Consider the following 21,885-nt stretch of genomic DNA (forward strand, 5'->3'; position numbering starts at 1 on the left):
AATTAGGAGCAATTAATTATGGGTAAAGTAATTGGTATTGACTTGGGTACAACGAACTCATGTGTCGCAGTGATGGAAGGTGATAAAGTTAAAATCATCGAAAATGCTGAAGGTACACGTACCACACCATCGATTGTCGCTTATAAAGACGACGAAATCTTGGTCGGTCAGTCAGCAAAGCGTCAAGCAGTGACCAACCCAAACAACACTTTATTTGCCATTAAACGTCTGATTGGTCGTCGTTTTGATGACAAAGTGGTGCAAAAAGACATCGGTATGGTGCCTTATAAAATCGCTAAAGCCGATAACGGTGATGCATGGGTTGAAATTAACGGTAAAAAATTAGCGCCACCACAGGTTTCTGCTGAAATCTTGAAAAAAATGAAAAAAACAGCGGAAGACTATCTTGGTGAAAGCGTCACCGAAGCTGTTGTAACAGTACCTGCGTACTTTAATGACTCACAGCGTCAAGCAACCAAAGATGCCGGTAAAATCGCTGGTCTTGATGTAAAGCGTATTATTAACGAGCCAACCGCTGCCGCACTTGCTTACGGTATGGATAAAAAGCAAGGCGATAGCACCGTTGCCGTTTATGACTTGGGTGGTGGTACTTTTGACGTATCAATCATCGAAATCGCTGACGTTGATGGCGAGCAGCAGTTTGAAGTATTAGCGACCAATGGTGATACATTCCTTGGCGGTGAAGACTTTGACTCAGCGTTGATTGATTATCTGGTTGATGAGTTCAAAAAAGACCAAGACGTCAACCTAAAAGGTGACTCGCTGGCGATGCAGCGTCTAAAAGAAGCCGCTGAAAAAGCAAAAATCGAGCTATCAAGTGCCCAAAGCACTGAAGTCAACCTACCATATATCACTGCCGATAGCAGTGGTCCTAAGCATTTGGTTGTCACTATCAGCCGCTCAAAACTTGAGAGCTTAACGGAAGATTTAGTACAACGCACGATGGGTCCGTGTAAAACTGCGCTTGAAGATGCTGGTCTAAAAGTTGGCGATGTTGATGACGTCATCTTAGTTGGTGGTCAGACTCGTATGCCATTAGTACAGCAAAAAGTACAAGAATTCTTCGGTCAAGAGCCACGTAAAGATGTGAACCCTGACGAAGCGGTTGCCGCTGGTGCTGCGATTCAAGGTGCGGTATTGTCTGGTGACAAAACTGACGTCCTATTGCTTGACGTAACACCATTGACGCTCGGTATCGAAACCATGGGCGGTGTCATGACGCCAATCATTGAGAAAAACACCATGATTCCGACTAAGAAATCACAAGTTTTCTCAACGGCGGAAGACAACCAGCCAGCCGTAACGATTCAGGTGTATCAAGGTGAGCGTAAAATCGCTAACCAAAACAAACAGCTTGGTCGTTTTGACTTGACGGATATTCCACCAGCGCCACGTGGCCTGCCGCAAATCGAAGTTACCTTTGACATTAACGCTGACGGTATCATGAACATCTCAGCGAAAGACAAAGGTACTGGTAAAGCGCAAAGTATCCAGATTAAAGCGGATTCTGGTTTGTCGGATGAAGAAGTCGAACAAATGGTGCGTGATGCGGAAGCGAACGCTGCTGAAGATGAGAAATTTGCTAACCTTGCGCAGGTACGTAACGAAGCAGATGGTCGTATTCATGCGGTACAAAAAGCGCTAAAAGAAGCTGGCGATAAAGTCACTGAAGATGAAAAATCAACAGTAGAAACTGCCATCTCTGAGCTTGAAGCGGCTGCTAAAGAAGATGATCATGATGACATCAAAGCCAAACTTGAAGCGCTAGACAATGCTTTCTTACCAATCAGCCAGAAGATTTATGCTGACAGCGGTGCTGGTCCAGAAGGTATGGATCCAAGCCAGTTCCAACAAGGCGCTGAAAATGCTGGTAACAATAACCAAGCGGATGACGATGTCGTCGATGCTGAGTTTACTGAAGTTGACGAAGATAAAAAATAAGCTTAATTAAAGCTTAAATCGACGTTGATTTCATAATAAAAGGCGTATCTTTCGGGATACGCCTTTTTAATGTTGAATCTCAGTCGTTGTTAATGAGTAGGGAATATTACTCAAAATAGGTGATTGTAACAAAAGATTTCATATCTAGCCCTTTGTAACCCAAGGGCCGACAAACACTTGCAAAAGTTAACTTTCTTACCATTAAACACTGACAGAGTTTTTGACACGGTTTGTTACTATGTATACATCGTTAGCAAACAAGGCGATATGGCTAAAAAGCCCACATAAATAAATAACTTGTTTGTCCAAATTGATTTTAAGGAGCTACATATGAAAACTCTACAAAAAACTCTACTAGCCCTAGCTGCAGGTTCTTTACTAAGCGTAGGTGCACAAGCAGCCGTAGCATATGGTAATGGTTATACTGGTCAGCCATACGTTGGTGTAAAAGTCGGTCAGTTTGACGTAGACGTAGATGGTGCTGATGATCCAACTGCTTATGGCGTATACGGTGGTTACAACTTTGATCCTAACTTCGGTATTGAAGCTGAATATGTAGGTTCAGATGATGCTGATTATCGTGGCGGCGATATCGATGCCAAGACTTACGGCGCTTACGGTACTTACCGTTATGCATTCCCTAACACTGGTTTATATGCTAAAGGTAAACTAGGTGTTGCAAAAACTAAAGTAGAAGGTGACTTCACTCGTAACATCGGTGGTACTGAGATAAGAACTGAAACTTACTCAGATAGTGATACTAGTCTAGCTGGTGGTGTTGGTCTTGGTTACTCAGTCAATCCTGACTTCAGCGTTGAAGCAGAATATGACAAACTAGGTAGCGATGCGGATCTTATGACTATCGGCGCTCATCTTAAATTCTAATTAATTGAACATTAAGTTCTATATTAATGAAAGAGTTAGATGATAAGCAAAATAAAAAACGATCACTTAGGTGGTCGTTTTTTTATGCCTATAACTTTTAAGGCGCTGTTTGATAACAAAATGTGCTACATTGAAAGCTAGAATGATAAAGATAGGGAATGAGCAATTATGGAGATGCTTTGGATGCTTGAACCGTGGCACTGGCTGGTATTAGGCTTTGTATTGCTAATCATTGAGATGTTTGTACCGACGTTTGCCAGCCTGTGGTTTGGCGGAGCGGCTATCATCGTGGCTGCTCTTTCGTGGTTGCTACCCATTTCTGTATCGTTGCAAATCATTATTTGGTTGGTACTTTCGGCTATCTTTTTATTGGCTTGGTTTAAATTTATCAAACCATTATCTGTCGATCGCACCAAAGCGGGGTTGGGCGGTAGTGTCATCATCGGTGAAACTGGTATGATTATCGTCGCGCCGCAGTTAGAGCGCGCAGGCGTTGTACGCTTTAGTGTACCTATCGTCGGGGCTGCTGAGTGGATGTGCCGTACGAGCGGTGAGCAAGTTGCCGTCGGCGATCGCGTGATAGTGACAGATATCGTAGGTAATGAGCTGATTGTCAGTAGTATGCAAGCGCAAGCAGTTATTAATAAAAATAGTTAGGCATAATAATAGAGGTGCAACATGGAAAGTTTTAGTATTGTCATGATCGTTTTGATTGCATTGGTCGTGTTTACGGTGTTCAAAGGCGTGCGCATTGTTCCTCAAGGGTATAAATGGGTGGTGCAGAGACTTGGTAAATATAGCCAAACCCTAGAGCCAGGATTAAATTTAATCATTCCTTATGTCGACGACGTGGCTTATAAAGTCACGACCAAAGATATCGTCCTTGATATTCCTTCGCAAGAAGTCATTACCCGAGACAACGTGGTCATTATCGCCAATGCCGTTGCTTATATTAATATCGTGCGCCCCGATAAAGCGGTTTATGGTATCGAAGATTATGAATACGGTATTCGAAATTTGGTACAGACGTCTTTGCGTTCAATTATTGGTGAGATGGATTTAGACAGCGCCTTGTCAAGCCGTGATGAAATCAAAACCAAGCTCAAATATGCTATCTCAGAAGATATTGCCGATTGGGGTATTACCCTAAAAACGGTAGAAATCCAAGATATCAATCCCTCGCAAACCATGCAAGCCTCGATGGAAGAGCAGGCGGCGGCAGAGCGCTTACGCCGTGCTACCGTCACCCGTGCTGACGGGCAAAAGCAAGCGGCTATCTTAGAGGCAGATGGTCGCCTAGAAGCGTCACGCCGTGATGCTGAAGCGCAAGTGGTATTGGCGAAAGGCTCAGAAGAATCTATTCGTTTGATTACTGCCGCAATGGGCGACGAAGAAATGCCGATTGTCTATTTACTTGGCGAGCAATATATCAAATCGATTCGTCAGTTAGCCGAATCTGATAACGCAAAAATGGTGGTATTACCGGCTGACATTCTAAGTACCATAAAAGGTATGGTAGGTGATAAGCTTAAGGTTTAACTAAGTATGCTTTAGGCGTATTTAAATTTGTTAGAAAAATAGTCAGTGAGCGTTTTACGTGCTGACTATTTTTTTAACTTTTAATTGATAGCTAATCAACTTTTTAGCGTGCATTACTCTATTTTTAATAACAATAATAATTCAAGGAAAATAATAATGGCTAACGAAGATATCAATAATAAAATGACGGCTATAAATGAATTTGTGCAAGGTAGCCCGTTGCCTTATAGCGTACTTGATGCGTCGCATATCAATGCCGCTTATCCTGAGCAGAAATTAGAGATTCGAGGCGGCGGCTACGGCTCAGATGCAGCGGCGCATCCAACCAATGCCAATCAATTTTATGCCCTGACCGACCGTGGTCCTAATGTCGACTTTGACGGAATTGCCGGTAAAGGTAAGCAGTTTCTTGTGCCAAATTATACGCCGTCTATTGGGTTGTTTGAATTGCAAGCTGACAGCAAAATTATCAAAGTAAAAGAAATAATTCTAAAAGATAACAATGGCAATCCTATCTCAGGACTACCAAACCCCAAGGCTTTTGGCGGCACCAATGAAGTACCTTACGATGTCCATGGTCAACCGATGACAGTCAACCCGCAATTGCCTTTTGATGCGGTAAGTAATCCGATCAAAACTGATATCAATGGTTTAGACCCTGAAGGGCTCGCAGCGCTGCAAGATGGCAGCTTTTGGGTCAGTGATGAGTACGGTCCGCACCTTGTGCATTACGATGCCAATGGCGTAGAGATTGCGCGTATCAATGCGTTTGCCAATGATGAGCGTAATAATGTGATGGTTGATGCTAAGCCAATCTTGTTACCGACGGAATTTAGCAAACGTCGTGCCAATCGTGGCATGGAGGCGTTAACCATTACGCCTGACCAAACGACGCTGGTCGGTATCATGGAGTCCTCTATGGACAATCCTGATAAGTCAGGGCGACTGTCTTCTTTAGTACGTATGGTAACGATTAACTTAGTTTCAGGACAAATAGCGCAGTATTTATATCGATTGGATAACGCAGCGCATGTGACCTCTGGTATTGTGGCGCTTAATGACCATGAGTTTTATCTCATTGAGCATGATCGCAAATTCCCGCTCCAAGATAAGTCAGCACAAAAACTCATTTATAAAATTAATATCGCGCGAGCAACAGATATTGCAACCATTGCAAATGATGAAAGTGTTAAACAGAATGATAGACTGGGTTTGACAGTGAATGGGCAAACACTTGAGCAGCTGATTGCCGCTGACGAAGAAAATTGGCAAATCCTTGAAAATATAAACATCACGCCTGTTAAAAAGACCTTGGTCGTCGATGTGCTGGCGAGCTTAGATTACCCGCATGATAAGCTTGAGGGCTTATGGTTACGGCAAGATGGTTCTCTGGGTTTACTCAATGATGATGATTTTGCGATGACAGATACCGATATAATCAATCCAAAAAGCAGCGTCGAGCAAAAGTATCTCGATAAACAAAAAACCATTGAAGATGCCAATCGCCTATATATTGTTATGCCGACTGAATAGAGTAGATTGGTTTTTTTATCAATACTTATCGTATTACAGCCAATAAAAAGACCTCGCATTAGCGAAGTCTTTTTTATTAATAACGTATAAAAAAGTTTTAAATTACTTTAGAGAAGCGATTTTTATGTTTTTTATCTAAATACTCATCGAACACCATGGCGACATTACGCCCTAATAGACGACCTTTTGGCAGGACGCGAATACCAGCGGCATCCATGTCAATCAAGCGATCCTCTTGCATCGCGCCCAATTGCTGAATTTCATCGATAAAATAAGTAATGGCATCGATACCGAATTTCTGATTAACGTCTCTAAAATCGATATAATCATGACAGAGTAAATTCATAATCACGTATTCACGCAGACGATCTTTAATCGAGGTTTTAATCACATTGACCGCTGGCATGATCGCTGGATTATCACGCGCCGCATCGATATTTTCTTTATATACCTGCAAATCCGTATGGTTTTGCAAAATATAGCTGCTATTGGCGTTAGAGATTTGGCTGATTGACGACACGCCAAAGCCTAATAAATCGCAATCGCCCATGATGGTATAACCTTGAAAATTACGATGTAACTTGCCTTCGCGCTGGGCGATAGCAAGCTCATCGTCAGGTTTGGCAAAATGGTCGATACCGATATATTGATAACCGGCCTCGCTCAAGGTATTGATAGTGTTACCAAGCATGGTAAGCTTGGCAGCTGGCGTCGGTAAATCTTCCTCTTTAATTTGGCGTTGCGATTTAAATCGCTCAGGCAAATGGGCGTAATTGAATACCGATAAACGATCGGGTGACATCTCGATAACACGGCGTACGGTCTTGTCTAGAGTCGTTGGCGTTTGATGCGGTAAGCCGTAAATCAAATCGACGTTGGTAGAATGGAAGCCCAATCTACGCGCTTCAGCAAGCACATTCTCAATCAGTTCAGCAGAGTTGATACGGTTGACGGCGATTTGTACTTTTTCGTCTAAGTCTTGTACGCCTAGACTGACGCGGTTAAAACCAAGGTTACGCAGTACCGTTAGTGTCTCGTCGCCAAGCTCACGCGGATCGATTTCAATAGAGTAATCGCCTTGATCTTCTGGCAAAAATTCAAACTGGGTTTGCAAAAACTCCCAAAGTTTTATCAACTCATTATCTTGTAAAAACGTTGGTGTACCGCCACCGAAATGCAGCTGCTTAACCAGTGGTTTTTCACGATCGGCTGGCGTCTTTAATAAGCTACGTTTGTGCTTAATTTCTGCCATTAAATATTCTAAATAATCGCCAGCGTCGCTGTTCTTTTTGGTGATAATTTTATTACAAGCACAGTAGTAGCAAAGGTGACGACAAAACGGAATATGGAAATACAGCGATAAGGGCGCATCGGCTTCGCGCTCTTGCAAAATCTTAGTCTCCAGCCCCTCAGGCATAGGTGAGAATTCTAACGCGGTCGGGTAGGAGGTGTAACGCGGTCCAGAGCGATTGTATTTATTGATAATCTCTTCATCGAATGCCGGCAGCTGCTTACTGGTAATGCTGCCACGAGTACTGGCATAGGGATTGGGCATCTCAACCACAGGACGTGCAGTAGTAGGCTGCTCGTCGGCATGAGCGAAAGATTTTTGGTCGCTATTGATATCGGCTGGTTCTGACATGCGAGATTCCTCGGTTTAACTGTATAAATCGCCACTTAAGTAATAAGTAGTATAACAAATCAATAGTTATAGTGGCATGGACGGTAAGTTTTCGTATATACCCATAAAGTTGTATTGCTATCTGCAATAAAAAAAGACTTCAGGATTGCCCTAAAGTCTTTTTATTATAATCAATAATTTAGCTAGAATTATTCTCTCAATTTGATCACTTCACCAACCGCTTGTTTAGATATTTCGCTCTTACTAAATGGCAGACGAATCCACTCTTTATCTGAATAACGGCGCGTCTGATCACGATGATAAGGGCGCGTTGTATCTCCTGCTTGTGAGTAGGCAAGCAGCGCCTCTACAACAGGACCTTTACTATCAAAGGTCACTGACTGCATATAGGTTGGGCCATTGGTCACTGGACCATAAGTGCCATCGCTGTTTTGACTTGAGCTTGCGACATTGAAGACGCCTTCACCACCAAAACCACCATGCATAGGAATCTTTTCATTGTTCTTGCCTGCATCAATAACGAACTGCAAGCTTCCTAATGGCGCATCAAGCGCAATAGTTCTATCATTAAAATATTTGGTGGTGTATCAGAAAGTATGCTGAGGAAATAAAAGGAGGAGTGACAGCCAGAGCAAGATGATATATTTGAGGTTATGAAGACACAAATACAGATCAATTGCCCCGACTGTCACAGTCTTAGTCTAAAGAAAAATGGTATAAAAAGCTATGGTAAGCAGAACTACCAATGTAAGAACTGCAAACGACAATTCATTGGCGACCATGCTTTAACCTACCAAGGCTGTCACTCTAAAATAGAAGACATCATACGGCTAATGACGGTTAGAGGTTGCGGCGTCAGAGACATAGCCGTTATAGCCTCTATTAGTATTGGTAAAGTCCTTAGCACCATAGGCTCATCGGTCTATAAGATTACACCTAAAAAGCGCTATTATGAACGCTTAGAGGTTGATGAATTCTGGACTTACGTGTATCGCAAAAAGCGTAAAGTTTGGCTTATTTATGCTTATGATCGCGTTACTAATGAGATTGTTGCTTATGTTTGGGGCAAACGTGACCTGAAAACAGCTAAGAAGCTAAGAGCTCGTCTCAAGCAGCTGAAAGTCAGCTATGGCTCTATCAGTATGGATAACTGGGACAGTTTTATAACCGCCTTTAAATTTGACCACAAACGAGTTGGCAAATCTCATACGGTAGGCATTGAAGGTAATAACTGTCGCCTTAGACACCGATTGCGACGAGCGGTTAGAAAGACTTGTTGCTTCTCAAAAAAGCTTGATAATCACTTTAAAGTATTCGATCTGGTGTTCTTTTATGTCAATTATGGCTACGTCTGATGACAGCATACTTTTTAGAACACCACCTTATATTTAACCGACACTTTACTATACTTAATCCCAAGCATACCTTTAATGCTCGCTTAGACACACTGACGTTTTATAAAAGGATTCTTCCATTAATGAAAGCCAAACTGCCTTTTGCTCATACTTATTGGTTTCCGCTTGCCGCGTTGTATTCCGCTTTAACGCTACCTTTATCAGTGGGTGGTCAGCTCGGCTGGTTTACGGTTCCTGCAGGCTTGCAGTACGCCTGGGGTCACGGTCATGAAATGATTTTTGGTTTTGCTTTACTGGTGATTGCAGGTTACCTTGCTGGCCCGCAACCAAAAACCTATATCTTTAGTGTGATTGGTTTGTGGCTGGCGGCTCGAGTGAGCTTTTGGGTTGCGCCGATTAGTATGATTACAGCGATAATTGATATCGCTTTTGTTGGGACGTTAGTATGGAAGCTTTCGCCTATTTTTTTGCGAACGGCTAAAAAATGGCGAAACAAATCGGCAGGCTTTGTGCTGATAGGCTTAGGTATTGCTGCGCTTGGTTTTCATATGGTTATGCAAAGCGATCAGTCAGATGACTTGAGTCTGAGGTTGTTATTAGAAACGGTATTATTGTTAAGTATCTTAATGTTTTATATGGGAGGTCGAATAATAGCGCCAGCGTTAGCAGGGCATTTTCAGAGTCAAAATCGGTTCTTAAAAGATCGTGTGCAGCCTAGGTTTGAAGGCAGTATTTTAATTTTACTATTTTTAGTATTGGTATTAAATCTACTGCCTTTTGCTTGGGTAAAATTCACTATAGCAGCAATTTTACTTAGTAGTGCACTGCTTTGTGTGGTTCGAGTGCTGCGCTGGCGACCGTGGTGGAGCTATGGGCGTGCTGATTTATTGGCCATGCTATTAGGATACAGCTGGATTATCGTAGGCTGGGTATGCATTGCTTTAAGTCTGTTAACGGCCAATTTTCCGATTACCAAGGCTTTGCACGCGATTACTATAGGGGCACTTGGAACGCTCACCTTCACAGTGATGTCGCGAACTCGATCACACCGAGTATTGCGTGACACGAACGCCAAGCCTTTTGTCTTTGTCTTAGCCTTGTTGATAACGGCCGCCGCATTATTGAGGCTTAATCCCATTTGGCTAGGGTATTCTCAAAGTATTCTGTTAGCGGCTTGCTGCTGGAGTTTTGCTTTTATAGGGTTATTTGCTTGGTTAATGCGTCTTAATAAAATAGAGAAAAAAGTGAAACGGCAACGACAATTAATGCAGGATAAGTAGGCGCTTAGATAAAGTGTTAATTATCATATTAGTCTATTTATCACTGTCGATGACGAGAATTACAGCGTCACTTTAACTACAATATCAAATCCCTATCAAAAACGTTAGACGCCCAATAGTTCTAATAAGCCAGAAAACTCATCAAACGCAAAGTTTGGCTTACTATCACGAATATCGACACCATAGTTATAACCATATGAGAGCCCAATGGTATCCACGCCCGCATTTTTCCCCGCTAAAATATCATTGATCGAATCACCAATCATAAAAGCGTCAATAGGCGCAAACCCAAGCGACTCGCAAGCGTGTAATAACGGCGCGGGATCTGGCTTTTTAGTCGGTAAGCTATCGCCGCCAATCACTTCGCTAAATAGCGGCGTCCAGCCCATATGATCTAGTATTTTAGGAACAAAACGAATCGGCTTATTAGTCACCAGTGCCAAGGTATAGCCTGCGTTTTTAAGCTGATGCAAACCTGCGCTCACATCAGGATAAGCCGTGGTTTTTTGACAATCAAGGGCGCCATAAGCGGCAAAAAAAATACGAAGCGCTTCTTCTACCGCCTCGTTGTCTAGGCTGTCATCAACAATCACCTGACCTAATAGCGCCCGCTCAACCAATACACGCGCGCCATTACCAATCCAGCCTTTAATGGTATCGAGCGGGAAGGGAGATCGACCTAGTTGCTCAAGCATTAGATTGGTGGCATCCGCCAAATCAGGTACGCTGTCAATCAGCGTGCCATCAAAATCAAAGATAAGAAGCGGTTTTTGTTGTGAAGTAAGTTGCGCTGTAATAGGCGCTGGGGCAGAGTTGTTGGACATCATAAAAGCTCTTATTATTAAGTTCAGATAAAGCGTAGCACAATCAAGCGCCTGAGGTCATTGTGATTCATGGTTGTCATTTTTATAACCGATTATTTGACGTCTTTATAGCGTGCGCGATGTTCTGCTTTCATTTTGAGATACATGTCATTTTCGCGGCATTTATCCCAAGTTTGCTTAAAAATACGCGCTGATTCTGCTTTGATGGGATCTTCAACTTGCCGTGGTAGCTCTTCACGGCCATGAGCGCCGCTTTGGCCTTTTTTATCGTCAGGGACGGGTCCTTTGTATTTCTTGCCCCCTTTGTGGTTGGCGTAGCGGCGGGCGCGAGTATAGCCCATTTGGATAAATTTGCGCGCCATATCGGCACCAACAAAGTCATCGGCAGCGAGATAATCTAAAAAAATCTGATAAATAATCTCGCTACTTTCTTTTGCAATATCAGGCGTCGCAAAGCGCCAATGTGGCAATATCTCCGACTTATAAGGTTCGACCAATAACACCCCCTGCTCACCGCGACCGACGCGATAAAGCTCGGGCTGCGCGCGCAAGTCTAGGTTTTTATAATCCAAATCATAATCAAACTCTCTCATGGTTTTACCCTTTTACTTTGCATCAATCGTTTTAGTATAGAGAGAGTTTACCCTTTAAAAACAGCCTAAAAGTGTTATGAATTAGTGCGACTATCAGTTGTAGTGGATAGCTATCCTTGTAATTTTTATTAAATTTTAACCATAAAAAAAGCCCCAAACAGTAATGTTTGGGGCTTTTTGGAATGCTTAAACGAATGGTGGCTCGAGGCAGGTTCGAACTGCCGACACACGGATTTTCAATCCGTTGCTCTACCGACTGAGCTATCGAGCCGTCTTCGTTGAGGCGCTATTAAACTAAATATAGGCGTTACTGTCAAGTGATTTTTGCATAATAAGTGAGAAAAGCCCATAAATAATCGAATATAAGTCAAAACTAAGCTTTTAACCTCGTATTTAATCCTTAACGCGCAGGAGCTCATACTCGCTCATAATACGATGAATATCAGCGTCAACAGGGACAAACTGGCGTACGCCTTTTTTCACTTCAGCATCATAAACCAGTTTGATAAACTTTGCATCGATAGCGCGACCACGATTTTGGCTGTGTACCGTAAGATATTGAAGACGTTTGGCATCGGTTTGTCCGTCATCAAAGCAAGCAACCGCGGCGATAGGCTTATCATTAAACATGCCGACATACAAAGTTTGACCACGCTTAAAACCTTGCTCAACGAGGTTTAATACCTCTGCACCACTTGGCTGATTGTCATCGCTGTCATATAGGGCATGCAGACGCTCTGATAACTCATTCTCACGCGCAGGGTTTTTAATCAGGGGCGCATCTAAGCTATTGATGGCGATCGCTTCTAAAGGCATAATCGGTTCCTATAAGTGTTTACCACGTCGTAACATCGGGTGTAGCGTTGAAGGGTCAGCGCGGGTGATGATTGATAATACTGAACGCACTATTTTAGCAGAATAGGGCGATTTTGTGCGTGGATTACTGCTTGGTCGTGGCAGTAAATGCTAGGGTTTGCTATGATGAGGATAGACAAGGGTTTATACGCCAAAAACCTAATATTTATACCTTTCTGAATAAGTTTTTTAAGCAAATATTGAACCTATTTTTAGCTTAATTTTCTATATTTTTATTCATTGTTTTAAACGCTAGTAAGAATGCTTTGGGCGATTTTTCGCCCTATTTTATTGACCGCTTTTCATTTATAGAGAGTAGCCATGACAGCCAATTCTACCGAACAAAATCAAAATTCTGCTCAAAATCTTTTCGGTCATGCCGCACGTACGGCGACCGTTACGCGTAATACTGCTGAAACGCAAGTCACTTGTACGGTAAACCTTGATGGTACCGGTCAAGGCACTGTCGATACTGGCGTGCCGTTTCTAGACCATATGATTGACCAAATTAAGCGTCATGGTCTGTTTGACTTAGATATCAAATGTACCGGCGACACCTTTATCGATGATCACCACAGTGTTGAAGATACTGGCATCACGCTTGGACAAGCGTTCAATAAAGCATTGGGTGATAAAAAAGGCATCCGTCGCTATGGGCATTTTTATGCGCCACTCGATGAGTCATTGACGCGCGCGGTGGTTGATTTGTCAGGCCGTCCAGGACTTCATATGGACATTCCGTTTACCCGCTCGCACGTTGGTAACTTCGATGTCGATTTGTTTAGTGAATTTTTTTACGGCTTCGTCAATCATTCATGGATGACGGTGCATTTAGACAACCTCAAAGGTAAAAACAGCCATCACCAAATTGAATCTACCTTTAAGGCGTTTGCCCGTGCGCTGCGTATGGCTTGCGAATATGATGAGCGTGCGCTGAATACCTTGCCATCGACCAAAGAGGCTTTTTAGATGAGTCGAACCACAAAAATTGCATTATTAGATTATGGCATGGGGAATTTGCACTCGGCCAGCAAGGCGTTAGCAGCGGTCGGGGCAGAGGTTTCTATTACCAATGACCCAAAAGTGGTCGCGGCGGCTGATAAAATTTTCTTCCCAGGTGTCGGTGCGATGCGCGATTGTATCGCTGGCATGCAGGATGCAGGTATTGACGAGGTCATACGTCAGGCGATATTTAATAAGCCTGTCATGGCCATCTGTGTGGGCATGCAGGCGTTGTTTAAGCAGTCCGCTGAGAATGGTGGTACAAAGTGCTTGGGCATCCTAGATGGCAGCGTAGAAGCGTTTGACCCTACTTGGAAAGATGAGCAGGGGGTTACCATTAAGGTGCCGCACATGGGCTGGAATACTATTAACGGTATGGATTTTGCTCATCCGCTGTGGAATGGTATCGAGGACAACGCGCATTTTTACTTTGTACATAGCTATTACTGCGCGCCTAGCGACAATGCACAAGTGGCGGCCGTTTGTGATTATGGTCAGCCGTTTTGTGCCAGTATTCTGCAAGACAATTTATTTGCCACCCAATTCCATCCAGAAAAAAGCCACACCGCGGGCTTACAGCTGTTAAAGAACTTTGTCGATTGGGATATTTAATAACTATACTTTAAATATTTCTTCAATAATAATATTTCTTCAATAATAATATTTCTTCAATAAGAAGGTAGATTAGCAAATGCTTAATCTACCTTTTTTATTCTCAATGTATAATTGGCTGTTTTTCATTTATACTCAGTTACTTTTTACCTCTTTTACACGGAATAAAATCGTGGATTTTTATCTCTTTAAAAACGGTGTCGTTGATGCTACTGGCTTAGACAAAGACGCCTTACATATCTATGTGGGCATTGGCGTCTACCTATTAAGTTTACTTTTTCTACGTCCAATTTTTAAAAAATACAGCGTTAGAGCCTTTGTCGCTTTGATTTTGGTGACCGCCATCGCTCTATTGGGTGAATATTTGGACAATCGCCAGACGCTTACCGAACTTGGTGTGGTAGGGTTAAAAGCAGCAGAGATAAAAGCCAGTATCCATGATATCGTGAATACCTGTCTGCTTTCTTATATTATCTACGGCCTTACCGTATGGACAAAGACATTTCAATCAATCAATACCGTCAAACCTATGATTAAACGGCAGAAAAAAACGGACTATTGCTAAGTCCGTTTTTTATTGTTTATAAGCTCATTGCTTTGCGCTTTTTACTTTAAGGCTTTTTACTCTGATGCTTTTTTAAAATGCCAAATTTAAGCAACTCACCATTTACAAAGCTTACGAAAGTCAAAAAACTCTGGTCTATTTAATGCGTTATGAGTTTGCTACCTTACAATCAGAAAGGTAGCGACAGGCAATTATTCTATCTTTCCTAACTATCAATCCAACATAAGCAATAATAAAATAGGAAAAGTTATGAATATCTCAGACCTTAATATCAGTGACATAGTAGACAAAGCCAAAGACACCTTAGGTTTAGAGCCGCAAGAAACCGAAGATGGCGCTTATACCCCTTCTAAAGCTTCGCTTAAATTGGCAGCGCCTAACAAAACCAACTACGATCATAGCGAGTACGAAGCGCCATATACGGGCAACAAAAAAATCCTGATGGTCTGCACCGAGCAGCAGTACATGACCATGGCAAATGATAAGAAGTTTAAGACTGGCAATCATCCGGTTGAGATGATGGTGCCGTTGCTGCATTTTAAAAAAGCAGGGTTTACGGTAGATGTTTTTACCCCAACCGGGGAGGCTGTCAAAGTCGAGCAGTGGGCAATGCCAGAGGACGATGACGACGTCAAAAAAATCTACGCGGAATATGAGTCTAAGCTTAAAAGTCCAAAAAGTATCGCGGATTTTGTCAAAAATGACATGGCAAATAGCGAGGATTACGCAGCAATCTTTATCCCCGGTGGGCATGGGGCAATGCTGGGTTTGCCTGAAGATTATAACCTTGGCGAGTTGCTACGTTGGGGTTATGACAAGGATTTATTTACCTTAGCCATTTGTCATGGACCGGCGGCTTTATTGGCGGCCAATTTAGAAAGTCCTGATAGCTCTGATAAACCTGATAGCGCTGACAATACTAATAGCGCCGATAAAGACGATAACGCCAAACGCGACTTTATTTTTAAAGGTTATAAAATGGTAGCGTTCCCGACAGCTATGGACAAGCAAATGCCAAAAATTGGTTATTTGCCCGGTACGATGCCTTGGTACTTTGGCGAAAAGCTAGAAGATTTGGGCGTTACGATTACCAATAAACTGGCGACAGGACATACCCATCAAGACAGAAAGCTGATCTCAGGCGATGGACCCTTGGCGGCTAATGACTTTGGTAAAATGAGTACTGAAGCTTTGTTAAAAGCGCTGCGCTAAACCGTTTGGATTCAGCCATAGCACAAAAAAAACGGACTATTTATAAGTCCGTTTTTTACTTTAAGAAGGTAATCTAAGTTGGATAACCCCGAACAGGAGCTATAGGATAAAAGATAAATAAATGATCCATTTTTCTTGTTCTACATTTATCCAAAAATTCTATTAATACATCTTCGTTTTCTAAAAATTCATCAAGCTGTTCAGAAGAGATTTCATAATATTCTTCAAACTCAACATACCTCTGATTTGGCGGACTAACTGGAAAAGATAAGTAATATTTATTGGTAGTGGTTTCTTTACCGAGCGAGTATCTTTTTTCTCTACTGATTTTTACATTTTCAAATTCGTAACGCATAGAAACCTCACGCGAAGTCATATTACCAAGTCAGCCTATCTTTCATCATAAATACCACGCACCACTTCACCAATCACTCGAATACCATCAATCAGCGTTTGCTCATCGGCAGCGATACTCATACGAATACACTCATGGGCATGTTTATAATCGCTGACATCGACACCGGGGAAGAAATATTCACTTGGTACAATAATCGTGCCTTTGTCTTTGAGAATCTCATACAGCTCAGTGGTGCTAATCGGCAAGTCTTTAAACCATAACCATAAAAATATCGCGCCCTCCGGCTTATGAATCATTAATGGATAATCACCCAGCGCTTCTTTTAACAGCTTGACCGCTAATGTCGCTTGCTGTTGATAAAAGGGTTTAATCTCATTATCCGCTAACTGCTTGATACGGTCATCGTTCACCAATGGCGTGGCAATCGCTGCGCCAAAACGTGTCGGCGCTAGATTGACTACCGCATTCATCGCGCTGACCGCTTCTATGACTTTCGCATCGGCAACGATAATGCCGGTACGCATACCGGGCAAGCCAATTTTAGACAGGCTAAAGCATAAAATCGTATTATTATCCCAGTTTAGATGCGCGTCAGAATAGATGATATTCGGGAAGGGCATACCGTAGGCGTTATCGATGATTAGCGGTATATCATAACGCTTGGCAAGCTCGGATAAATGTGCCATTTCTTCATCAGTCAACACATTGCCCGTTGGATTGGTCGGACGCGAACAACAAATCGCACCAATGCGACCTTCCTTCAATGCTGGCAGGTTCTCTAACGCGTCAAAATCGACGCGATATTTAAAGAAACCTGCTTCGCCATCGTGAGTGACTTCATCGATATGCGGCAATACAGCAGCAAAATGCTGACCTTCGACATGGACGTCACTATAGCCAATATATTCAGGCGTTAATGGCAGTAGAATTGATTTATCTACCGATTGATTTTCGCCATTATTAAATGCGCCGCCAAATAAATTAAACAAGTAGAAAAAAGCATTCTGCGAGCCATTGGTCAAAGCGATATTTTCTGCCGTCAAATTCCAATCATAATGACGATTAAAGAAGCTAACTAAGGCATCGATAAAGCCTGCATCGCCCTGCGGATTGGAGTAATTTGCCATACTAATAATCGCGCTACTATTGGCTTCACCATCATCGTTATCATTACCAAGCGCTTTATAAGTCTCTAAAAACAGCTCATTAACCGCATCAATCTTGGCAGGGTTACCACCGCCCAGCATATTGATAGGCTGATCGCTTTTTAGCGCATCGCCCAAATCATCCATCAATTGTGAGATACCAGTTGGCTGGGTAAATTTTTGACCAAACTTTGAGAATTTCATAAGGCTACCGTACTTTTTTAAATGGTTTATGAGAGCTATATCTGAATGCTGGGACGCGCATTAGTATAGCAAATAGTCAGTTTTAAACGAGCTGGAATATTAAGAATGACTGACATTCACAATATCGACTGTTAAATCATCGCCCGTACCCGCGCCATAATCCCACGCCCAATCACTAATCTCACATAAATAATAGCAATGGCAAACAGCAAACCAACTAACGCTACACCGCCAATAGCCAAGCTTGTCCACGGTACGCTAAAGCGCAGATTAAACCATTGGGTAATAGCAGCCCACGCGCCGATATTAGCGATAATAACCGCAAATAAAGCGGCACTAATGCCAAGTATGCCAAGCTCTAAGATATTGAGCATATATAGGTCACGCTTTTGCATTCCGAGGAGCCTAAATGAAGCACTGTCTTTCATTCGGTCTTGCGAGGTAGATAGTAGCGAGCTAATCAAAACCATGATACCCGTCAGCAATGCCAGTAAGGTGAAGACATAAACCAAACGGCTCATTTGTACCACTAGCTCTTGGACTTGCTGCGCGATAGCCGTACCGTCGATGGTCGTTACCGCAGGAAACTCGCGTACTAACTGACCTTGGAGTTTTGGAATATCCTCTGCTGCAACGTGGGCGGTAGCAAATTGGATTTGCGGAGCAGCTGCTAACACTTCAGGCTCAAATAAAAAGTAAAAATAAGGGCTAGGACCTTTCTCATAGCGCGAGCGGATACTGGTGATTTGCCCGATAATCTCAATCCCTTGGATATTAAAGCGCACCTGATCACCCATTCCAACATTTAGCAAACTGGCTGCCGTATCCAAAATCGATAATGGCGCAACGGTTTGCGCTGAGTCACTATCTACAGTCTTAATAGGGGCATAAAGCTCGTTTTTTACTAGTGAATCTGTAATAAATTCAGTATCCATCACTATATCGGCATAGCTTAAATTAAAGACCCGCGTCGGATCATCAAAGCCGTCAGCAGGCTCGATATCTTGTACGGGTATATTATTAGCCGTGACAACACGCGCGCGAATGACAGGATAATAGCTCACAGGCGCAGCAATGATGTTATCAATCTCTTCGTGCTGGTCACTTTGAATATCGAGCAAAAATAAATTGGGCGCATCTTCAGGATAGGCATTAATAAACTGGGCATTGATACTATGATTAAGCGTGGTAATCAAAGTTAAAACCGCCACTGACAGCGATAAAGTGACAAAAAATAATGCCGACTGATTGCCTTTACGGGCAAGGTTATGGATAGCAATACGCTGCATCCAGCTGATATTAGAATGCTTGGCAAACTTAATCAGCAGCCATAACCAAGCGCGAGCTAATAGCCAAAATATCGCTACGAAGGCAGTTAAGCCTACTAACAGCTGCGCACCTAGTATCAGAGAATCTACTTCATAAGCAAAAAACACATAGAGACCAACTAGCATCAATCCATACCAAAGTAACGGCAGACGCCGATACCAAGGCAGATTTTGCGAGTTTGTGCTTGCACCTTGATTTAGTAAAGTGGCAGGTTTGGTGCTACTTAACGTGCTTAAACCACGCTGAGCGATAAGCAATGTTAGCACTAGCGCGATAATAATGGTTTTAATGGCGCTAATTGGGTTAATAGCTAAACCAACATCCGCTGGCAAGATAGCAATGAGATACGGCTGGCCGACTTTCAGTAAGCCAAAACTGACGATAACCGCGGCCACACAAGCAATGATAGTAGTAACAATCAATAGCTGATAGTAGCTGCGTTTTAAAGATTTAAGCGGCTCACCTAATGCCAAACGAATGGCGTTACTAGATTGCTGCTTGGTCACAAAAGCGGTAATGACGCCATACATCGCCACTGCTGATAATAACAGCACGGCAATGACGAGCAGCTTTAAAAACATCAAGACATTGTCAGAGATACGCGAGACAGAGGTATCGGCGGACTCAGCATCAGAGAGCTCAATATCAGGGTAATTGGTTAGTATTTGCGTCAGCTTTTCTCGCTGTTCTGTTATCTGCTCTGGCTCACCTGCCAGCTCAATACGGTAATTAATACGGCTACGCTGTCCTAATAAGTTGGTCGCCGCAAGCGCATCCTCATGCATCAAAACCCGCCCACCAAAACCAAAGGCCGTCAACGGGCGGTCAGGCTCTTTGGTCAGCACATCACTAATCGTAAAATCAGCATCACCAATGGTGATTTGGTCACCGACAGTGGCGTTTAAGCTGTTTAGTACTTCGGGCGCGACGACGACATTAGCAGCGCTTAATTGCTGCCATAATGGTTGCCCCGAAGCAAGTTCGGCTTCTCCATATAACGGATAAGCTGGCGAAACCGCTTTGACGCTAGCAAGTAAAGTTTGCTCATCGGTCACTACCATGGCGCTAAACTGATAGTCATATACTATTTGCGTATCAGCGACCGTCTCTACTTGTGCTAATACCTCGCTTGGCCAATCTTGCTTACTGTTTAATATTAAATCGCCGCCAACGAGTGCGCGCTGATTATCATTGATATAAGTATCAACCGATTGCTGGATAGAATCTAAAGTCAGGTAAGTGGCAAGCGAAAGAACTAATGTGATTAAGAATAAGACGGGATAGATCCAGCGCTGCCACCAGCTACGACTTAAGGCTTGCGCGCCCAAGTTTTTTGAAATTAACAGACGATTAAGTAGTGGGCTTATTCTGCCACGCGAATCATTCGACTCATTATCCATGTTATCCATTGATTTTTGATCCATCTATCATACCGTCATGCATGGTAATGACCCGATCTGCCATCTCTGCAAGTGCAGCATCATGGGTGACCACGACCAATGCCGAGCCAACCTGCTGGCGTAAATCTAATAACAGTTGCATGACTTGATTGGCATTTTGCTCATCTAAATTGCCTGTTGGTTCATCGGCAAAGACGATTTTTGGCTGCGACACCAAGGCGCGCGCCACGGCAGTACGCTGCTGCTCTCCGCCTGATAATTGGTTGGGTAAGCTATCACGCCGATGCCCTAAATCAACCGCTTCAATCAACTCATTTACGCGTGCTTTATTCGGACGGCGGGCAATATCAAGCGGAAAGGCAATGTTTTCTGCAACCGTTAATGTCGGTAATAGATGAAACGACTGAAAGACAAATCCCATTTCGCGTTGTCGAATAACGGCTAAAGCATCTTCATCAAGCGCACTTAAGGTTTGCCCTGCCAATTCAACGCTTCCACTATCAGGATAATCTAACGCTGCCAGTAGTCCGAGCAAAGTCGATTTGCCCGAGCCGGATTTACCCATGATGACCACAAACTCGCCCGCATCGACATGGATATCGACGTCTTTAATAATGGATAATGATTGCTCGCCGACTTGAACGGTTTTATTCAGCTTGGAGGCGGTAAGTAGTGCTTTGTTATGGGCTGTAGCAGTCATTGGCTAGTCTCAGTAGGCGTGCTAGATTTCGTTGCCGTATCGGTATTAGCTGCTTCTAGCTTTTCGATTTCAGGTTGCAGAATTGGCAAAATATTGTCGTTAACGATAATGCTATAGCCTTCCTTGGTTGGATGAATGGCATCGGCTTGGTTTAATTTTGCATCACCGCCCACACCGTCTAAAAAGAATGGAATCAGCGTCACATTCATATCTTTCGCCACCCTTGGATATATCGCAGCAAACGATTCGACGTAGTCAGCGCCAAGATTGTCATAAATCTGCATACCGCCCAACATGACTTCGCTACCGCCATCTTGAAGGCGTTTAATAGCGGTGCGAATATTGGCTTCGACCGTTGCCACATCAATACCGCGGATGGCATCATTAGCTCCAACGGTTAAAATGGTAATATCAGGTTTGGTTTGCAATACCCAATCGAGTCGATTGACAAGCCCGGTACTGGTTTCGCCACTCAAGCCTGAATTGATTACTTTGACATCCTTGTAGCCCATCTCTTTTAAGCGAGCTTCTAGCTGCGCGGGGTAATTGGCATTATTATCAACGCCAAGCCCTTCGGTCAACGAATCGCCCAATGCCAAGATGGTTAAAGGTGCTTGCTGCTCAGCTGAATGCTTAGATGGAGTAGATTCTGGCGTTTGAGGTTCAGCCATTGTCGTATTGACGGCCGGATTATTATTTTGAGTATTGTCAGCCGTATTGGCGTCAGGCTGCTGTTGACAACCGCTCATAGCGATTGCGAGGCTCAAGGCGGCGCCCGTAAGCAAACGCTGCGGTGGGTGAGAGGGTATATTTATCATGATTCTGCTGTCCTAAATACAATAAAGTCAGTCTAGCAGAATCAGGTAAGCCGCAATATGGTACAAAAGTTA

21 protein-coding genes and 1 tRNA gene are annotated in these 21,885 nt (G+C 43.2%); 11 read left to right on the forward strand and 11 right to left on the reverse strand.

Annotated elements, in window-relative coordinates:
• Positions 1–18 precede the first annotated feature (18 nt).
• The 5 genes from dnaK to CXF58_RS06845 all read left to right on the forward strand — a co-directional run bounded on the left by dnaK (position 19) and on the right by CXF58_RS06845 (position 5,919).
• On the forward strand, positions 19–1,962 hold the full coding sequence (dnaK, locus tag CXF58_RS06825; protein ID WP_102076985.1) for a molecular chaperone DnaK: 1,944 nt from the start codon (positions 19–21) through the stop codon (positions 1,960–1,962).
• Between the two features lie 330 nt (positions 1,963–2,292).
• Positions 2,293–2,847, forward strand: coding sequence for a porin family protein (locus tag CXF58_RS06830; RefSeq protein WP_102076986.1), 555 nt, complete (start codon positions 2,293–2,295; stop codon positions 2,845–2,847).
• A 168-nt stretch (positions 2,848–3,015) separates the two neighbouring features.
• On the forward strand, positions 3,016–3,504 hold the full coding sequence (locus CXF58_RS06835) for an NfeD family protein (protein WP_225211613.1): 489 nt from the start codon (positions 3,016–3,018) through the stop codon (positions 3,502–3,504).
• A gap of 21 nt (positions 3,505–3,525) precedes the next feature.
• Complete coding sequence (locus CXF58_RS06840) at positions 3,526–4,386, forward strand: SPFH domain-containing protein (RefSeq protein ID WP_068405008.1); 861 nt, start codon at positions 3,526–3,528, stop codon at positions 4,384–4,386.
• 156 nt (positions 4,387–4,542) lie between these two features.
• Positions 4,543–5,919: an esterase-like activity of phytase family protein gene (locus CXF58_RS06845; RefSeq protein ID WP_102076987.1), complete on the forward strand. Its 1,377-nt coding sequence runs from the start codon at positions 4,543–4,545 to the stop codon at positions 5,917–5,919.
• Positions 5,920–6,016: 97 nt separating this feature from the next.
• On the opposite strand, the gene hemN is transcribed toward CXF58_RS06845, so the two are convergent.
• Complete coding sequence (gene hemN / locus CXF58_RS06850) at positions 6,017–7,561, reverse strand: oxygen-independent coproporphyrinogen III oxidase (protein ID WP_102076988.1); 1,545 nt, start codon at positions 7,559–7,561, stop codon at positions 6,017–6,019.
• A 188-nt stretch (positions 7,562–7,749) separates the two neighbouring features.
• Positions 7,750–8,091: a penicillin acylase family protein gene (locus tag CXF58_RS06855; protein WP_228706558.1), complete on the reverse strand. Its 342-nt coding sequence runs from the start codon at positions 8,089–8,091 to the stop codon at positions 7,750–7,752.
• Between the two features lie 123 nt (positions 8,092–8,214).
• Between CXF58_RS06855 and CXF58_RS06860 the strand changes: the two genes are divergently transcribed.
• On the forward strand, positions 8,215–8,916 hold the full coding sequence (locus tag CXF58_RS06860; RefSeq protein WP_102076989.1) for an IS1 family transposase: 702 nt from the start codon (positions 8,215–8,217) through the stop codon (positions 8,914–8,916).
• Between the two features lie 122 nt (positions 8,917–9,038).
• Positions 9,039–10,196: an NnrS family protein gene (locus CXF58_RS06865; protein ID WP_180952539.1), complete on the forward strand. Its 1,158-nt coding sequence runs from the start codon at positions 9,039–9,041 to the stop codon at positions 10,194–10,196.
• Positions 10,197–10,300: 104 nt separating this feature from the next.
• On the opposite strand, the gene CXF58_RS06870 is transcribed toward CXF58_RS06865, so the two are convergent.
• The 4 genes from CXF58_RS06870 to CXF58_RS06885 form a co-directional block, all read right to left on the reverse strand.
• Positions 10,301–11,020: a phosphoglycolate phosphatase gene (locus CXF58_RS06870; RefSeq protein WP_102076991.1), complete on the reverse strand. Its 720-nt coding sequence runs from the start codon at positions 11,018–11,020 to the stop codon at positions 10,301–10,303.
• 92 nt (positions 11,021–11,112) lie between these two features.
• On the reverse strand, positions 11,113–11,613 hold the full coding sequence (locus tag CXF58_RS06875; protein WP_102076992.1) for a DUF4385 domain-containing protein: 501 nt from the start codon (positions 11,611–11,613) through the stop codon (positions 11,113–11,115).
• Between the two features lie 195 nt (positions 11,614–11,808).
• Positions 11,809–11,884 (reverse strand) — tRNA-Phe (locus CXF58_RS06880).
• A 122-nt stretch (positions 11,885–12,006) separates the two neighbouring features.
• The gene (locus CXF58_RS06885; protein WP_102076993.1) at positions 12,007–12,429 is read right to left on the reverse strand and encodes a hypothetical protein; all 423 of its coding nucleotides are present in this window, start codon (positions 12,427–12,429) and stop codon (positions 12,007–12,009) included.
• Between the two features lie 360 nt (positions 12,430–12,789).
• Here CXF58_RS06885 and hisB point away from each other — a divergent pair, with 360 nt between their 5' ends.
• From hisB to CXF58_RS06905, 4 genes are all read left to right on the forward strand, one after another.
• Entirely contained in the window at positions 12,790–13,437 is a 648-nt protein-coding gene (gene hisB / locus CXF58_RS06890; RefSeq protein WP_068404355.1) for an imidazoleglycerol-phosphate dehydratase HisB, read from the forward strand.
• On the forward strand, positions 13,438–14,082 hold the full coding sequence (gene hisH, locus CXF58_RS06895; protein ID WP_102076994.1) for an imidazole glycerol phosphate synthase subunit HisH: 645 nt from the start codon (positions 13,438–13,440) through the stop codon (positions 14,080–14,082).
• 172 nt (positions 14,083–14,254) lie between these two features.
• Entirely contained in the window at positions 14,255–14,647 is a 393-nt protein-coding gene (locus tag CXF58_RS06900; protein WP_068404395.1) for a hypothetical protein, read from the forward strand.
• Positions 14,648–14,896: 249 nt separating this feature from the next.
• Complete coding sequence (locus CXF58_RS06905; RefSeq protein WP_068404359.1) at positions 14,897–15,859, forward strand: DJ-1/PfpI family protein; 963 nt, start codon at positions 14,897–14,899, stop codon at positions 15,857–15,859.
• Between the two features lie 73 nt (positions 15,860–15,932).
• On the opposite strand, the gene CXF58_RS06910 is transcribed toward CXF58_RS06905, so the two are convergent.
• The 5 genes from CXF58_RS06910 to CXF58_RS06930 form a co-directional block, all read right to left on the reverse strand.
• Entirely contained in the window at positions 15,933–16,235 is a 303-nt protein-coding gene (locus tag CXF58_RS06910) for a hypothetical protein (RefSeq protein ID WP_227514925.1), read from the reverse strand.
• A 14-nt stretch (positions 16,236–16,249) separates the two neighbouring features.
• The gene (locus tag CXF58_RS06915; RefSeq protein ID WP_102076995.1) at positions 16,250–17,566 is read right to left on the reverse strand and encodes a valine--pyruvate transaminase; all 1,317 of its coding nucleotides are present in this window, start codon (positions 17,564–17,566) and stop codon (positions 16,250–16,252) included.
• 131 nt (positions 17,567–17,697) lie between these two features.
• A complete protein-coding gene (locus tag CXF58_RS06920; protein WP_228706559.1) occupies positions 17,698–20,319 on the reverse strand; it encodes an ABC transporter permease in 2,622 nt (873 codons plus the stop codon).
• Positions 20,297–20,995: an ABC transporter ATP-binding protein gene (locus CXF58_RS06925; RefSeq protein ID WP_102076997.1), complete on the reverse strand. Its 699-nt coding sequence runs from the start codon at positions 20,993–20,995 to the stop codon at positions 20,297–20,299. The genes CXF58_RS06920 and CXF58_RS06925 overlap by 23 nt, the downstream gene beginning before the upstream one ends.
• A complete protein-coding gene (locus CXF58_RS06930; RefSeq protein WP_102076998.1) occupies positions 20,992–21,813 on the reverse strand; it encodes an arylesterase in 822 nt (273 codons plus the stop codon). Before CXF58_RS06930 ends, CXF58_RS06925 begins: the two co-directional genes overlap by 4 nt.
• Positions 21,814–21,885: the final 72 nt, after the last annotated feature.

The organism is Psychrobacter sp. Sarcosine-02u-2 (genome assembly GCF_002836335.1).
GTDB classification, from domain to species: Bacteria; Pseudomonadota; Gammaproteobacteria; order Pseudomonadales; family Moraxellaceae; genus Psychrobacter; species Psychrobacter faecalis.

Coding starts and splice junctions, on each gene's coding strand:
- dnaK (WP_102076985.1), top strand. CDS start 19: ATGGGTAAAGTAATTGGTATTGACTTGGGTACAACGAACTCATGTGTC.
- CXF58_RS06830 (WP_102076986.1), top strand. CDS start 2,293: ATGAAAACTCTACAAAAAACTCTACTAGCCCTAGCTGCAGGTTCTTTA.
- CXF58_RS06835 (WP_225211613.1), top strand. CDS start 3,016: ATGGAGATGCTTTGGATGCTTGAACCGTGGCACTGGCTGGTATTAGGC.
- CXF58_RS06840 (WP_068405008.1), top strand. CDS start 3,526: ATGGAAAGTTTTAGTATTGTCATGATCGTTTTGATTGCATTGGTCGTG.
- CXF58_RS06845 (WP_102076987.1), top strand. CDS start 4,543: ATGGCTAACGAAGATATCAATAATAAAATGACGGCTATAAATGAATTT.
- hemN (WP_102076988.1), bottom strand. CDS start 7,561: ATGTCAGAACCAGCCGATATCAATAGCGACCAAAAATCTTTCGCTCAT.
- CXF58_RS06860 (WP_102076989.1), top strand. CDS start 8,215: ATGAAGACACAAATACAGATCAATTGCCCCGACTGTCACAGTCTTAGT.
- CXF58_RS06865 (WP_180952539.1), top strand. CDS start 9,039: ATGAAAGCCAAACTGCCTTTTGCTCATACTTATTGGTTTCCGCTTGCC.
- CXF58_RS06870 (WP_102076991.1), bottom strand. CDS start 11,020: ATGTCCAACAACTCTGCCCCAGCGCCTATTACAGCGCAACTTACTTCA.
- CXF58_RS06875 (WP_102076992.1), bottom strand. CDS start 11,613: ATGAGAGAGTTTGATTATGATTTGGATTATAAAAACCTAGACTTGCGC.
- CXF58_RS06885 (WP_102076993.1), bottom strand. CDS start 12,429: ATGCCTTTAGAAGCGATCGCCATCAATAGCTTAGATGCGCCCCTGATT.
- hisB (WP_068404355.1), top strand. CDS start 12,790: ATGACAGCCAATTCTACCGAACAAAATCAAAATTCTGCTCAAAATCTT.
- hisH (WP_102076994.1), top strand. CDS start 13,438: ATGAGTCGAACCACAAAAATTGCATTATTAGATTATGGCATGGGGAAT.
- CXF58_RS06905 (WP_068404359.1), top strand. CDS start 14,897: ATGAATATCTCAGACCTTAATATCAGTGACATAGTAGACAAAGCCAAA.
- CXF58_RS06910 (WP_227514925.1), bottom strand. CDS start 16,235: ATGACTTCGCGTGAGGTTTCTATGCGTTACGAATTTGAAAATGTAAAA.
- CXF58_RS06915 (WP_102076995.1), bottom strand. CDS start 17,566: ATGAAATTCTCAAAGTTTGGTCAAAAATTTACCCAGCCAACTGGTATC.
- CXF58_RS06920 (WP_228706559.1), bottom strand. CDS start 20,319: ATGGATCAAAAATCAATGGATAACATGGATAATGAGTCGAATGATTCG.
- CXF58_RS06925 (WP_102076997.1), bottom strand. CDS start 20,995: ATGACTGCTACAGCCCATAACAAAGCACTACTTACCGCCTCCAAGCTG.
- CXF58_RS06930 (WP_102076998.1), bottom strand. CDS start 21,813: ATGATAAATATACCCTCTCACCCACCGCAGCGTTTGCTTACGGGCGCC.